This is a genomic window from Halostagnicola alkaliphila (assembly GCF_055379965.1).
In genome coordinates, this window is sequence record NZ_AP043826.1 from 2,779,590 (window position 1) to 2,792,943 (window position 13,354).

Sequence of the window (13,354 nt, forward strand, 5' to 3'; positions counted from 1 at the left end):
GGCGCGTTGCCCGGTTGAACCCGACCATCAGGGACCGTATTAACCCGAATTACAGTTTCAATGATATATTTCCGATTGTGTGGTCGTTCGATCAACGTTACACCTATCCGGCGAGTTGTTAGTCATCGTATGTCCCATTTATCGCCGGAACGACAACCCTATCGTCATTTTCGAGATCGTAGGAAGGCTCTTACTCCCCGTTGCACAGCGCCCTTGTCGGAGTAATATCTGATATACACCGACTGAAATCGATGTTTATCTTTACTCCCTGACAATCATCTTTCGCTGTGATTCACTTCCCCGTGGATGTCGGCGCCTACGTTCTCGAGTCCCTGAATGAACTGCGTTCAGTTCGGCGCTCAACCGTTCGTCGTATCGCATCGATACACTTCAGTCCGGGAGTTTCTGCGGGTAGCACCTTCCTTCGAACGGGCTCGCAGGCCGATCCGAGCGGTAACGACCTTGTTCTCGCCGACAACCTACAGATAACAAAGACACTATTCGGTAAATGATGGTTCGCACCGCGAAGATGCAGTAAGAAAAGACCCTCACAGGGCATTTGAAACGAAACACGACTTACACGATGATATCACGATCACAACTCACGACAGTTCTCGTCGCAGCGATGCTCGCGCTCTCGATGACGGGTGCGGCCCTCCCTGCAACCGCACAGGACGGTCCCGGCGAGGATGATAGAACAATACACACGCTCGAGGACGGAGAAGATCTCTACTTCGTCTTCGGTGCGGATGTCGGTGACCAGTCACTCGAAGAATACGTCGACGAACACCTCTCGGACGACGATAACGCCGAATCCGAAGGTGTGAATCCGTCTAGCGAAATCGTCCAGTATCAGGACGTGAACCAGGCGAACGTCGACGTGCAGGAAGGCGCTGCCTCGATTTCGATCGACGGCGGCGAGGCAACCGCCATCCAGGAGTCGAGTCAGGTGAACGAAAACACCCAGGACGGTGAAGCGATCTCCGAGAACCAGCACCTAGAAGAGCAAAACGTCGAGTTCGAGGACGTCGGTGACGTCTACTTCCTCTTCGGCGAGGAAGACCACCAGCTCTTCGACGGCTGGGCGGTCGCAGGCGAGAAAAACGATCACGACGAGAAGCACGATAAAGAGATCCAGTACTCGCAGGCATCGGTCACGCAGGCGCAGAACGTCGACCAGGCGAACGTCAACGAACAAAGCGTCGCGTTCTCGATCGCCGAGAACGGCAGTGATGCGCTTTCGATTCAGGACAGCTCCCAGCAGAACTCGAACTACCAGGGAGCCGTTGCAAACGCCGTGAACGTGAACCCGAGCCATGCTGACGGTGGGAGCCAAGTAGCCGGTTCGGAACTCGAACAATCCCAGCAGAGCATGCAGGCTAACATCAACGAACAAGGATTCGCGGTCGCGATCGCGATCGGCAACGAATCCACCGCGACCTCGATCCAGACGACCGATCAGTCGAACATCAACGAACAGGTCGGAAGCGCCTACTCGGCCTCCGTTCTGGACTCGACTGACGGGATGAACATCGCATCGGCCAACACGAACGGCGGCTCCGATGTCGTCGAAACCGCCAGCGACAAACAGAAAACCCACGACGACAAGAAAGACAAAGACGATACCGAGGCTAGCGTCACCCAGTACCAGGACGTGAGCCAACTTAACCTCAACCAGCAAAGCGCGGCGGTCGCAGTTGCACTCAACGGAAGCGAAGCGACTGCCATCCAGCTCTCCTACCAGGAGAACCACAATGCGCAGGTCGGCATCTCGCAAGCGCTCCCGGCAGATGATGCTGGAACGACTCCCGGTGTTATCTACACCGAAGAAACGACCGTCTCGCTCGACGGTGACAACTCCTCGGATAACCCGATCCTGACCGTCGATTCGGACGCTGGTGGCGAGCAAAAGCAAGATGCTTCCTACCAGCCTGACGCGGAAATCGACCAGTATCAGTCACTCTTCCAGGAGAACCTGAACAACCAACAGGCTGCGTTCGCGGTTGCCGATGATGAGGGCGAAGCGACATCCTCGCAAGTGAGCATGCAGTCGAACGAAAACGTTCAGTTCGGCTCCGCAGTCGCTCCGTCGGCGATCCCAGCCTAACGACTCTCGAGGCGGTCTCGAGAACGATATAGCGATAACTTTCCGATTTTTCGCGTCACGATACGAACCACTAACCGCATAGCGACAGCTTTGTTGACCGATTCGCCGATCACGCTTCGTCAGTTTCGTTCTGGGACATCGTCCGTCGGCTCCGAGTTACCGCCCTCCCGGTGTTCGGCGAGCGCTTCGTCGATGCTCAACTCGCCCGCTGCGACGCGTTCTGCGAGCGAGTTGTCGATGGCACGATTCGTTTCGCTCTGCTCGCGAGAACGATCTTTGATCACCTGCAACTCCCCTGCGGTGGGTTCGATCTCCCGACTCTCGACGGGTTCGCCCTCGAGTCTCGCGATATTCGCGGCCGCGAGGACGTCGCCGGCTCCGCGAGCACCGACGCCGAGGTAGGGGGTCGTCCCCGTCTCATCGACGAGTTCGACGCGCACACCCTCGAGTTGGTTGACGAGTTTCGCACTCTGGAGCCGGGAGCCGTCGCCGATCCGAACCAGCGGGTCGACCGCTTCGGCCGCTTCGCGGCTGATCACGTCCACGGCGTCGGCGACTGGAACCTGAAACGTGGCGACGATCATCTCCCCGGCGAGAACGGCGATCCCTGGTTTTCGCCCGGGGTCGACGCCGATAATCGTCCGCCCGCCGTCCCCACGAAGGGCGGCGAGCGCCTGCTCGACGGCGCGACGCGGTTCGTCCGGCGATGCGACGATCGTCGTCACATCCTCGAAGGAGTTCGCATTGTCTTCGCCCGTAATGACGACGCCGGTCCCGTCGGGAAGGTCCTCCTCGGCTTCGATTGTCGTAAACGTCGCCCCGCGGTCGCGGAGTTCGTTGACGACACCGTGGTAGACTTCGAAGTCGGTCGTTGCGACGACAATCACACCGTATCGTTTGCCGTGACGGAAAATAAACGATCCTGTTCTTGCAATTCCACAATCACGTTTCCCACCGGAATCTGTACGGTCTGTTGTGATTCAGTGTCGGTGATCGCTCGGAGGGGTAGCGATCACCAGTAAAACGTTACAATGATCCGTATGAACGATCGAATCGTTCGACTCGACGTTCTGTTCGACACGATGGACGGTCGTTGTCCCGAGACGTTCCAGATCAGCGAATTTGGCCACGGACACCGTTCGAGAGAGCGCGTTGCCCGCTCGAGAACGGTTCCGGGGGGTTTTTGCTGGCAGCCGCCTACGTTCGACCGTGAACGACGAGGCGATTCTGACCGGTTGTCCGCCGGTCGACGAGTTGCTCGGCGGTGGCTTCGAGCGCGGCACCGTGACACAACTGTACGGCCCGCCCGCTGCGGGAAAGACAAATCTCGCGCTCTCGAGCGCCGTGGAAACGGGCGCGAACGGCGGGACGGCGGTCTACATCGATACCGAAGGCGTCTCAGTCGACCGTTTTCAGCAACTACTGTCCGCCCGCGTGGGGACCGACAAATCCGACCAGACGGTCGAAGATGTCGCCTCCCGCATCGTCATCGAGGACGCGCTCGACTTCGAGGAGCAAGAAGAAGCCGTCCGCGACGCCGAGGAGTTCGCAGAGCGCGCGGACCTCATCGTCCTCGACAGCGCGACCGGCTTTTACCGGCTCGAGCGAACGGGTGACAGCGACGGCGGGGAGGCACTTCGAAGCGTCACTCGCCAGGTGACACACCTTCTCTCGCTGGCGCGAAAATACGATCTCGCGGTCGTGCTCACGAACCAGGTGTTCGCCGATCCGGATTCGGACCGAACGCGGGGGCTCGGAGGCAACACCCTCGAGCACTGGACGGGTGTCGTCGTCCGAATCGAGCGATTTCGCGGCGGCAATCGGCGGGCGACGCTAGAAAAGCATCGGTCCAAGGCGGCCGGCGAATCCGCGCAGTTTTCGATCACCAATTCCGGTCTCGAGGGCAGTAGCGACGGATCCGGGTTCTGAACCGAACGGACGACGGAAGCTGACATCACGTTCCTAGGTATCGTCCAAGAAAAATACGAAATCAGTGTTTCGTCGCTCGAGGAGTCAGATTTCGTTGAGCTTTCGGAGCAACTGCCCGCGGTACTCCTCGTCGCTGGCGATCCCTTTCATCTCGAGGACGTTGCGCTCGAGTTTGTCCAGTGCGACGCGGAACGCGTTCTCCGCGCCGTAGCCTTCGCCGGTGCCGGCGACCTGCCCTTTGTTCGTTCGGAGCCGAATCTGAACCTGTACTAGGGGCGTCCCTCGGAGCTTTTCGTTGTGCTCGTGCAGGCGAACGTGGGCGTGCATCACCTGCATCTCCTGGTACTTATCGGCGACTTCCTGGATGCTCTGGGTGATCGATTCTCGAGTGACCGTATCGAGCAGCGAAACGTTCGTGATCTGGACGTCCATGTGCTCTTCCTCGGTGTAGGTGAGCGCCCGGAGGACGTCCGTTTTCGTGACGATGCCGTTGACGATGCGGTCGTCGTCCCCGGGGGTCACCATCAGGCCGGCGTAATCGTCGTCGAGCATCTCCTCGACTGCTTCCTTCGCCGTCGCGTCGAGAGTCGTCGTTTCGACGGGACTGTTCATAATGTCGTAGACGGGTACGTCGAGCATTCGATCGTTGTCGCCGGTTCGGTCCCCGGTCGTCATCCGTTCGTTCTGGCGGATGACGAAGTCGGCGATGTCGTGGGTCGTCACGACGCCCGTCAGGTAGCCGTTATCGTTCAGTACCGGTAATCGAGAGATCCCGTTCTCTCGGAGGTAGTTGATCGCTTTTCCGACCCCATCGTCCTCGTTGACCGTGATCGGATCGTCGGAGTAGATGTCTCCGACGGTGAGCGTATCGAGATTCTCGAGAACAGCGTTGAGAATCGCGTCACCGCTGATGACGCCCCAGAGGTCGTCGTTTTCGAACACGGGTGCGACCTTCGAGTTGCTCTCGATGAGCAATCGGGCGGCTTCGCGAACGTTCTCGTATCGATCGAGTTTCGGTGCCGGTGAGTTTCGACTCGGCTTGATCAGGGCCGAAACTTTCGCGTCGTCCTCGACGTGGGATTGAAGGACTTCCCGCTCGCTGATGACGCCCTCGTACTCCCCGTCGTCGGTGACGATAATTCCTTTGGGGTTCCCGTTCTCGAAGGTCGAACGGACCTTCCCCATGCGCGTTCCGACGTCTACTTCGATGTAGTCTTTGGTGGCGATATCAGCGATATCCATCGTTACGGGTGAAGCTTCTCGCGCTGGGGTATTTAAGATAACGCCTGCCACGCACGGTTCCGGGGGAGCCGCTTTTTTTGCGCTGGAGCCTCATTAGGGGGCATGGCTCCCGACATCAGCGTCTTCGGTCGGTACACCTACCTCGTGACGGAACTGTTCTGGGGAGCGATCGCACTGGTGTTGCTTCGGCGGGCAGATGCCCTCCGAAAAGCTGTCGTGACGATCCTCGCGCTGTATCCGGTGGCCTACGTCTGGGATCGGTACACCCTCGAGGTGGGCGTCTTCGACATCAAGCTTCGAACGGGGATCGATATCGCGGGGATTCCGCTCGAGGAGCACCTCTTCATGGCCGTCGTCCCGGGATTGGTCATCGCCTTTCACGAGACGATTTTCGGCTCGGACAGTTGAGGATTCGAGGGTTTCAGAGCGCTGTTCGGAACCATAGTGCAAGAACACTATCCGGAACAACCGTAGGAACGCACGAGGGCGCGTGTGAACCACGTGTCACGTGCTGCGACTAACCATGAACGTCTTATTACTCGGTCGCTTGAATGCGAACGAATGGGACGTGGTCCCCCGATCGAAACCGACGCCTCCGATACGGATTCACCCGACGAGCAGTCTGCCACCGGCGGGTCGAAGGTGGGGGCGGCGCTTCGACTATTGCTAACGATCGGGCTACTCTGTAGCCTCGTCATCGGTGCGATGGCGATCGCTCCGTCGGTCGTCGACGAGATCGACGATCTTCCGTCACCAAGCGAGGATCCGCCACCCGCTGGCGAACGCGACCCCGAGGTCGCCGATCCCGACGACCCGAACGGGACGACGTACGAAACCGACGTCGAGACGGTAACCTCCGAGGACGTCGAGGACTTCGTCCACGCGGAGGTCAACGATCGTCGTGCCGAGCACGATCTCGAAGCTCTCGAGTGGGACGGAACGGTCGCCTCCGTCTCTCGAGCCCACAGTGCCGACATGTACGATCGAGATTACTTCGCGCACACGAACCCCGACGGAGAAGATCCGTACGATCGGTTCGACGACGTCGCGGGGTACTGTCGAAGTTACGGCGAGAATCTGGCGATGAACTGGCTCGAGCGATCCGTCGAAGCGCCGAACGAGAGCACGACGGCCGAGTACCAGACCGCGGAGGGGATCGCCGAGGGACTGGTCGAACAGTGGATGAACTCACCGGATCACCGCGATGCGATCCTCGAGGACGGCGAGACACAAGCGTGGGATCGCGGCGGTGTCGGCGTCTACCTCTCCGAAGGCGGGGAGGTCTACGCCACCCACAATTTCTGCACGGAGTGGTAACGAGTGGGTGGACACGCTACGATGACCGCCTATCGTCTCGGTTCCACGATCTCGGCCGCTGATTCTTACGGTCTCAGCTGGCGAGATTGCACGACAAGTCTGCACGAGTACCTGCTATGAACGCGAAAGAAACGATCCTCGAGATCTACAACACCGCCAGCGAACGAGACGTTACGTATCTCGCCGCGGGATTCGCCTATTACGCGTTCGTCTCGGTGATTCCGTTGATACTGCTCGCGATCGTCGTCGGCTCGCTCCTTGGTGGCGAGGAGGCCGCCGAACAGCTGATCCTGGTTGCCGGTGACTTCCTCCCCGAGGCTGGCGAGGAACTCGTCACGGACGTGCTAACGACGGAATCCGGCCGCGCGGAAGCAACCGTTGTCGCCCTACTTGTCGCCGCCTGGGGTGGCCTGAAGGTGTTCAGAGGTCTTAGCCTCGCGTTCGATCGAGTGTACGATACCGTCGCCGAGGATTCGATGGTCGAACAGATCACGGACGGGCTGGTCGTTATCCTCGCGGGCGCAGGCGGTATCGGATTGATGGTCGCGATGGCCGCAGTGCTGGGACTGCTCGCGGGAACGGTTCCGTACGTCGGCCTCTTGAGTTGGCCACTGTTGATCCTCGGGCTCCTCCTCGTCTTCCTGCCGATGTACTACGTCCTTCCACCCATCGACGTCGAGATACGGGAAGTACTCCCCGGAGCTGTGTTCGCCGCTATCGGGTGGACAGTTCTTCAGGCGGGATTCCAGCTTTACGCGGCCAACGCGGCACAGTACGAGGCCTATGGAGCCGTCGGTGCAGTCCTCTTGTTCGTCACCTGGCTCTACTTCGCGGGCGTGTTGATCCTGTTCGGTGCCGTCCTCAACGTCGTTCTCTCGAGACCCGAACTCGCCGAGTGAATTCCGCCGGTCGAATCGGGACCGCGAGGGGAACCGGCTGGATCGTGGAGAAAGGTTATGCCGCCAGCGCCTGGAGACCGAATCGATGACTGACGATTCGGATTCTGCAAACGGATCGACGCCCGGCGGCGGTCCGAACCGCGTCGTTTCGGAGACGAGCGTCGACGACATTCTCGATTCGATCGACACGGCTTCGGAGTCGGATCGGGACGACCGAGCCGAAGAGAGCGAACAAAACGAAGTGACTGACCGGATCGAGGGGACGGCCCGAGACGAGGAGTCGGGCCAAAACGAGAGAGCGAACTCGATCGAGCGCGAAAACGAACGCGACTCCGAGTTCGAACCCGACGCCATCCCCGACCCGAAACCGAACAGCACGACCATCGAAACCGGCCAACCAGCCGATCCAGCTGCCGTACTCGCCGACGCCGACTCGAGTCCGGACTCAGACGGGAATCCTGATTCTGCGCCAAGTCCCGATGATGACACGATAACGGACGGGACAGACCGAGAGCCCGCCCCCGAGGATGCCGACCCCGACCTCTCTTCGCGCATCGAGCGCGGGGAGGTCACCGGCTCCGACGTTCGGGCCGCAGAGACCGGCGAGGGCCGCGAGGAAACGACCGACATCGGGGATATCGAACTTTCGATGGACGATATCGACTCGACGACCGGCGGTTCCGGTTCCTCCTCGAGCGCCGCCCGGTCGTCGACGGACGGGCCGCTTTCCGGGTCGATCGGGTCGCCCGACGCGGAACCCGAAGCCGGGGAATCTGCCGGGACGGAACAGTCAGAAACGGACGAATCCTCGAGTGGACTGTTCGGACGGCTCAAAGGGTTGTTCTCGAGATAGTGGCTCGAGCGCCGGTTCTCGATGTGACGCTCGGCTCACTGTGCTCACGGCTTCGCCGTTCGCTTTCCCGTGGCGCTAACGCGCCACGCATCGCTCGTCACGTAATGTCCCGTCAAAATGGGTTGGGGCAGATTTGAACTGCTGCAAGACATGCTCGCTTCGCTGCGCGTGACTTGCTTAGTTCAAACTTCCCAACGTAACGAATTTGCTGCTCGCGTGTTTGCTCGCAGCAAGAAGTAGTGGGTTGGGGCAGATTTGAACTGCCGGCCTCCTCCATGTCAAGGAGGTGTCATAACCAGACTAGACCACCAACCCGTCCGGTTTTCTCGGCGCCCGTCGCGCCTCGTGCAACTAATCGTTGCCCACCACCATAATTGAAGGTTTCGAATCGGACGGCGTACGCGAGCCATCCCCACGGGAGGTCCGATACGTTTAAGCCGATGTACTCATTTGAACATTGTAAGACAACTACGTACATTGGTGTTCACTATGCAGGAGTACGTCGAACGAGTGACTGACGGGAAAGATCTCACACAGGAAGGCGCTCGAGCGGCCTCGAGTGCCGTCTTCGAAGATGCAACGGAGGCACAGATCGGCGCACTACTTGCAGGGTTGCGCTCGAAAGGAGAAACCGAAGCCGAAATCGCTGGCTTCGCGGAAGGAATGCGGGAGGCGGCGCGAACGATCGATCCGAACCACGAGCCGCTGGTCGACACTTGCGGAACCGGCGGCGACGACTACGACACGATCAACGTGTCGACGACGAGCGCAGTCGTCGCCGCGGGAGCAGGGGTCCCGATCGCTAAACACGGCAACTACTCGGTTTCCTCGTCGTCGGGCAGCGCAGACGTTCTCGAGGAGGTCGGCGTCAACGTGGAAGCCGAACCGCCAGCAGTCGAGCGAGCGATCGAAGAGGACGGGATCGGATTCATGCTCGCGCCGGTCTTTCACCCCGCGATGAAAGCCGTCATCGGCCCGCGAAAGGAACTCGGGATGCGGACGATATTCAACGTACTCGGTCCGCTCACGAATCCCGCTGGCGCGGACGGCCAGATCGTCGGCGTCTACGATCCGGAGCTCGTTCCCGTCCTCGCGCAGGCGCTCTCGCGGATGGACGTCGAACGCGCGCTGGTCGTCCACGGGGCTGGAACCGACGAAATCGCAGTCCACGGCGAAACCGTCGCCGCCGAGGTCGACGGCACCGACGTCGAGACGACGACGCTCGAGCCAACCGATCTCGGCCTCAGCACCTACAGTATCGAAGCCATCGCAGGTGGCTCGCCCGAAGAGAACGCGTCCGACCTTCGCGGTATCGTCGACGGCACTGTTACGGGCGCGAAACGAGACGTAATCCTCGCGAACGCGGGCGCGGCGATCTACATCGCCGGCGAAGCGGATTCGCTCGAGGAGGGTGCAACGATCGCCGGGAACGCTATCGACAGTGGCGACGCGTCGTCGAAACTCGATCGGCTCCGTTCGGTGTCTCCGGAGGTACGATGACACGAGTCAAGATCTGTGGCGTGACCCGATCCGAAGACCTCCAGACGGCGGTCGATGCGGGCGCGGATGCAATCGGGATCATTTCCGACGTCTCGGTCGATACCCCTCGAGAGGTGTCCTCGGAGCGGGCCGCGAAACTCGTTTCCGAGGCTCCGCCGTTCGTCACGACCGTCCTCGTCACGATGCCATCGAACTACGCGCACGCGATCGAGTTGATTTCCGAAATCGAACCGGACGCGATCCAGCTTCACGGCGACATCCGGCCGGGTGATCTCGCGTATCTGCGTGCGAAACTCGAGAACCAGATTTTACTGGCGGTCGACGCCGGAGACGTCTCGACCGCCAAATCGTACGACGATATGGTCGACGGTTTCGTCGTCGACTCGATGGACGAGGACGGCGGCGGCGGAACCGGTCGAACTCACGACTGGGAGCGGACGCGAGCCCAAACCGCGGATCTCAAATCACCGGTTATTCTCGCCGGAGGACTGACGCCCGATAACGTCGCCGACGCAGTTCACACGGCAGATCCGTTCGCCGTCGACGTCGCGAGCGGTGTCGAGGCTCGTGGTGGTGTCAAAGATCCGGACGCAGTTGCATCGTTCATCGATCGCGCGATCGGCGACGCTCAGACCATCGAATCGGGACCCTAAACCCCCACATCTAACGAATTTGATCTCATGACCGAACACACGACAGATTCCGAACACGCGGACCGAACGAGCGAATCTCCCGCGTTCGATCTCGACCTCGATCATGCGCAGTTTTGCGAACACGCTGGCGCTTCGGATGAGCGGCCAGCTGTGGTTCGCATCGTCGCGACGTACGACCTCGAGACGACGCCACTGGCTGCCTACGCGGGGCTTACCGGGCGTTCTTCGAACCCCAACGTGGCTCAAAAGCAAGACGGCGGAAAAAACCCCTACGCCTTCTTGCTGGAAAGCGCACAGAAGACGCCCTCGAGCGATCCGGACGGCGCGTTTCGGCCGAGTTCCGCGGAGGCCGAACGCCACGCCCGGTTTTCGTACGTCGGCTACGATCCCGAGGCCGTCGTAACTGTCGGCCCCGACGGGACGACCGTCGAGGCGCTTTCCGACAGCGCCCCGATCGACCTGATCGAACCGAACGAGAGTGGCGACACCGTCGATTCGCTCCGTGGCGCGCTCCCGGATGTCCGACTTGCGAACATCCCGGATCGCGATCGACAGCACCTCGAGGGCGGCCTCGTCGGTTTTCTCGCCTACGACGCCGTCTACGATCTCTGGCTCGAGGAAGTCGGACTCGAGCGACCCGACTCACGGTTTCCGGACGCCCAGTTCGTCCTCACGACGAAGACGCTCGCGTTCGACGAGCGCGACGGAACGATCTCGCTCGTGTTTACGCCGGTTCTGGAGCCGGATGACGATCCAGCCGCCGTATACGAGGATATTTGCGAGGAAGCAAAGAGAGTCGGGTCAATTCTCGACGCAGCGGAGGAACCCGAAACTGGCGGGTTCGTCCGCGAAGGCGAGGTTGCGGGCTCGAAAGACGAGTACGAGGAGAGCGTTCGGCGGGCGAAAGAGCACGTTCTCGACGGCGACATCTATCAGGGCGTGATTTCGCGGACTCGAGAGCTCTACGGCGATATCGACCCGCTCGGCTTCTACGAGGCGATGCGCGACGTGAATCCCTCGCCGTACATGTACCTCCTCGATCACGGCGACCTCACCGTCGTCGGCGCGAGTCCTGAAACCCTGCTTTCGGTACGAGGAACGGAGGTTATGTCGAATCCGATCGCCGGAACTTGCGACCGGGGCTCGAGCCCCGTCGAGGATCGACGGTTAGCGGGCGAGATGCTCGCCGACGACAAGGAACGATCCGAGCACACGATGCTGGTCGACCTCGCGCGCAACGACGTTCGACGCGTCTCGAAAGCGGGCTCGGTCCGCGTCGAGGAGTTCATGAACGTCCTCAAGTACAGCCACGTCCAGCACATCGAATCGACCGTAACCGGCCAGATAACCGCCGACGCCGACGCGTTCGATGCAACTCGAGCGTCGTTCCCCGCCGGAACGCTCTCGGGAGCCCCCAAGGTTCGCGCCATGGAGATCATCGACGACCTCGAGACCGAACCGCGCGGACTGTACGGCGGGGGCGTCGGCTACTACTCCTGGACCGGCGACGCGGATTTCGCCATCGTGATTCGAACGGCGACGGTAGAGGACGACACGCCCGCGGATGTCACGGCTTCGCAGCGAATAACGGTTCGGGCGGGCGCGGGTCTCGTCGCCGATAGCGACCCGACCGCGGAGTACGAGGAGACCGAAAAGAAGATGGGCGGCGTACTCGCCGCCCTCGAGCGGATCGAGGAGGAGCCCCCCGCCGTGACGGCCGCCACGGAGGTGTCCAAATGAGTACGACCGCATCCTCGAGCGACGCCGCTCGTCCGACCGTGCTGTTCATCGACAACTTTGACTCCTTCACGTACAACCTCGTCGAGTACGTGAGCCAGCACGCCGACACCGAGGTGCTAAAGAACACCGCCTCGCTCGCCGAGGTGCGAGCCGTCGATCCGGATGCGATCATTATCAGTCCCGGCCCCGGCCATCCGAAACACGACCGCGACGTCGGTGTTTCCATGGACGTACTCCGAGAAGTGAGTACCGACGTTCCGACGCTCGGGGTCTGTCTCGGGCTCGAGGCAGCCGTCTACGAGTACGGGGGATCGGTCGGCCGAGCCCCGGATCCGATTCACGGAAAGGCGTCCTCGATCGATCACGACGGAACGACCGTCTTCGACGGACTCGAGGACGGATTCCGCGCGGGCCGGTATCACTCGCTCGTCGCGACGGAGATTCCGGAGTGTTTCGACGTTTCGGCGACGGCCGACCACGGTTCCGAAACGCTCGTGATGGGCGTGCGTCACCGCGAGTATCCGATCGAGTGCGTGCAGTTCCATCCAGAGAGTGTGCTGACCGCAGTCGGACACGATTTGATCGAAAACTTCCTCGAGATCGTTTGAGGAAGCTTCGAACAGCCTCCCTCAGCGATATCGAGTCCCGTAACTAGTCAGTTCCCGGTGACTATCTACTACCGTTCCAAGCGTCGACTGATGAGTGAAATCGGGAACACGCCATCGATTTCACCCATTAGTTCAGGCTTGGACCGCCACTACTCGATGTCTCTGGGTACTTCGAAAGAACGTGGAGAGAACCGTTGCATGATCGATTTTGGAAGTACTGCGATTTCCGCTATCAAGCGGTACTGTGGATGTTTCGGTGTCGACTATCCGACATATCCTAAGTAGCCAGCGGTATAGTAGGCACCGAGAACGACCGCGGCCAGTATGCCAACCCGGATTGCGAGTTTGATTGCGATACGAATAGCGATGACAGCGACCAGGAGGGCAGCGAGTGCTGCCATGACGAGGAACATCGTCGATCCTGTGAGTACGCCGATCATATTGGATATGTTGAACGGAAGGACGTAACCTTTCTGGTGTCGTGAAAAACGATGCGCGATGAACGT

13 protein-coding genes and 1 tRNA gene are annotated in these 13,354 nt (G+C 60.5%); 10 read left to right on the forward strand and 4 right to left on the reverse strand.

The annotated features are described in order from the left end of the window. The first annotated feature begins 583 nt into the window (after positions 1 to 583). Positions 584 to 2,107, forward strand: coding sequence for a hypothetical protein (locus tag ACZ5C7_RS19160; RefSeq protein WP_464377859.1), 1,524 nt, complete (start codon positions 584 to 586; stop codon positions 2,105 to 2,107). Positions 2,108 to 2,226: 119 nt separating this feature from the next. Here the strand turns inward: ACZ5C7_RS19160 and ACZ5C7_RS19165 are convergent, their stop codons facing one another. After that, positions 2,227 to 2,994 (reverse strand): RuvC family protein, encoded by a 768-nt coding sequence (locus tag ACZ5C7_RS19165; RefSeq protein WP_464377860.1) that lies wholly within the window; start codon positions 2,992 to 2,994, stop codon positions 2,227 to 2,229. Positions 2,995 to 3,316: 322 nt separating this feature from the next. Between ACZ5C7_RS19165 and radB the strand changes: the two genes are divergently transcribed. Continuing rightward, a complete protein-coding gene (gene radB, locus ACZ5C7_RS19170; RefSeq protein WP_464377861.1) occupies positions 3,317 to 4,036 on the forward strand; it encodes a DNA repair and recombination protein RadB in 720 nt (239 codons plus the stop codon). A gap of 84 nt (positions 4,037 to 4,120) precedes the next feature. On the opposite strand, the gene ACZ5C7_RS19175 is transcribed toward radB, so the two are convergent. Next, the gene (locus tag ACZ5C7_RS19175; protein WP_464377862.1) at positions 4,121 to 5,278 is read right to left on the reverse strand and encodes a CBS domain-containing protein; all 1,158 of its coding nucleotides are present in this window, start codon (positions 5,276 to 5,278) and stop codon (positions 4,121 to 4,123) included. Between the two features lie 102 nt (positions 5,279 to 5,380). Here ACZ5C7_RS19175 and ACZ5C7_RS19180 point away from each other — a divergent pair, with 102 nt between their 5' ends. The 4 genes from ACZ5C7_RS19180 (at position 5,381) to ACZ5C7_RS19195 (ending at position 8,347) form a co-directional block, all read left to right on the forward strand. Next, a complete protein-coding gene (locus ACZ5C7_RS19180) occupies positions 5,381 to 5,686 on the forward strand; it encodes a lycopene cyclase domain-containing protein (protein WP_464377863.1) in 306 nt (101 codons plus the stop codon). A 153-nt stretch (positions 5,687 to 5,839) separates the two neighbouring features. Further along, positions 5,840 to 6,595, forward strand: a complete 756-nt coding sequence (locus tag ACZ5C7_RS19185; RefSeq protein ID WP_464377864.1) for a CAP domain-containing protein — start codon at positions 5,840 to 5,842, stop codon at positions 6,593 to 6,595. Between the two features lie 116 nt (positions 6,596 to 6,711). Further along, complete coding sequence (locus ACZ5C7_RS19190) at positions 6,712 to 7,494, forward strand: YihY/virulence factor BrkB family protein (RefSeq protein WP_464377865.1); 783 nt, start codon at positions 6,712 to 6,714, stop codon at positions 7,492 to 7,494. An 85-nt stretch (positions 7,495 to 7,579) separates the two neighbouring features. Further along, complete coding sequence (locus tag ACZ5C7_RS19195) at positions 7,580 to 8,347, forward strand: hypothetical protein (RefSeq protein WP_464377866.1); 768 nt, start codon at positions 7,580 to 7,582, stop codon at positions 8,345 to 8,347. 240 nt (positions 8,348 to 8,587) lie between these two features. Here the strand turns inward: ACZ5C7_RS19195 and ACZ5C7_RS19200 are convergent. Then, positions 8,588 to 8,662 (reverse strand) — tRNA-Val (locus ACZ5C7_RS19200). A gap of 174 nt (positions 8,663 to 8,836) precedes the next feature. Between ACZ5C7_RS19200 and trpD the strand changes: the two genes are divergently transcribed. The 4 genes from trpD to trpG are packed head-to-tail and all read left to right on the forward strand — an operon-like array spanning position 8,837 to position 12,848. Then, the gene (trpD, locus tag ACZ5C7_RS19205) at positions 8,837 to 9,847 is read left to right on the forward strand and encodes an anthranilate phosphoribosyltransferase (protein ID WP_464377867.1); all 1,011 of its coding nucleotides are present in this window, start codon (positions 8,837 to 8,839) and stop codon (positions 9,845 to 9,847) included. Next, positions 9,844 to 10,500 carry a phosphoribosylanthranilate isomerase gene (locus tag ACZ5C7_RS19210; RefSeq protein ID WP_464377868.1) on the forward strand — a complete coding sequence of 219 codons (657 nt, stop codon included), beginning with the start codon at positions 9,844 to 9,846 and terminating at the stop codon, positions 10,498 to 10,500. The genes trpD and ACZ5C7_RS19210 overlap by 4 nt, the downstream gene beginning before the upstream one ends. A 27-nt stretch (positions 10,501 to 10,527) precedes the next feature. Beyond that, positions 10,528 to 12,240, forward strand: coding sequence for an anthranilate synthase component I (gene trpE, locus ACZ5C7_RS19215; RefSeq protein ID WP_464377869.1), 1,713 nt, complete (start codon positions 10,528 to 10,530; stop codon positions 12,238 to 12,240). Beyond that, entirely contained in the window at positions 12,237 to 12,848 is a 612-nt protein-coding gene (trpG, locus tag ACZ5C7_RS19220; protein WP_464377870.1) for an anthranilate synthase component II, read from the forward strand. The genes trpE and trpG overlap by 4 nt, the downstream gene beginning before the upstream one ends. 263 nt (positions 12,849 to 13,111) lie before the next feature. Here trpG and ACZ5C7_RS19225 read toward each other — a convergent pair whose 3' ends face one another. After that, the gene (locus ACZ5C7_RS19225; RefSeq protein ID WP_464377871.1) at positions 13,112 to 13,288 is read right to left on the reverse strand and encodes a hypothetical protein; all 177 of its coding nucleotides are present in this window, start codon (positions 13,286 to 13,288) and stop codon (positions 13,112 to 13,114) included. Positions 13,289 to 13,354 lie beyond the last annotated feature (66 nt).

Coding starts and splice junctions, on each gene's coding strand:
- trpD (WP_464377867.1), top strand. CDS start 8,837: ATGCAGGAGTACGTCGAACGAGTGACTGACGGGAAAGATCTCACACAG.
- ACZ5C7_RS19195 (WP_464377866.1), top strand. CDS start 7,580: ATGACTGACGATTCGGATTCTGCAAACGGATCGACGCCCGGCGGCGGT.
- trpE (WP_464377869.1), top strand. CDS start 10,528: ATGACCGAACACACGACAGATTCCGAACACGCGGACCGAACGAGCGAA.
- ACZ5C7_RS19190 (WP_464377865.1), top strand. CDS start 6,712: ATGAACGCGAAAGAAACGATCCTCGAGATCTACAACACCGCCAGCGAA.
- ACZ5C7_RS19160 (WP_464377859.1), top strand. CDS start 584: ATGATATCACGATCACAACTCACGACAGTTCTCGTCGCAGCGATGCTC.
- ACZ5C7_RS19225 (WP_464377871.1), bottom strand. CDS start 13,288: ATGATCGGCGTACTCACAGGATCGACGATGTTCCTCGTCATGGCAGCA.
- ACZ5C7_RS19175 (WP_464377862.1), bottom strand. CDS start 5,278: ATGGATATCGCTGATATCGCCACCAAAGACTACATCGAAGTAGACGTC.
- ACZ5C7_RS19210 (WP_464377868.1), top strand. CDS start 9,844: ATGACACGAGTCAAGATCTGTGGCGTGACCCGATCCGAAGACCTCCAG.
- ACZ5C7_RS19180 (WP_464377863.1), top strand. CDS start 5,381: ATGGCTCCCGACATCAGCGTCTTCGGTCGGTACACCTACCTCGTGACG.
- ACZ5C7_RS19185 (WP_464377864.1), top strand. CDS start 5,840: ATGGGACGTGGTCCCCCGATCGAAACCGACGCCTCCGATACGGATTCA.
- trpG (WP_464377870.1), top strand. CDS start 12,237: ATGAGTACGACCGCATCCTCGAGCGACGCCGCTCGTCCGACCGTGCTG.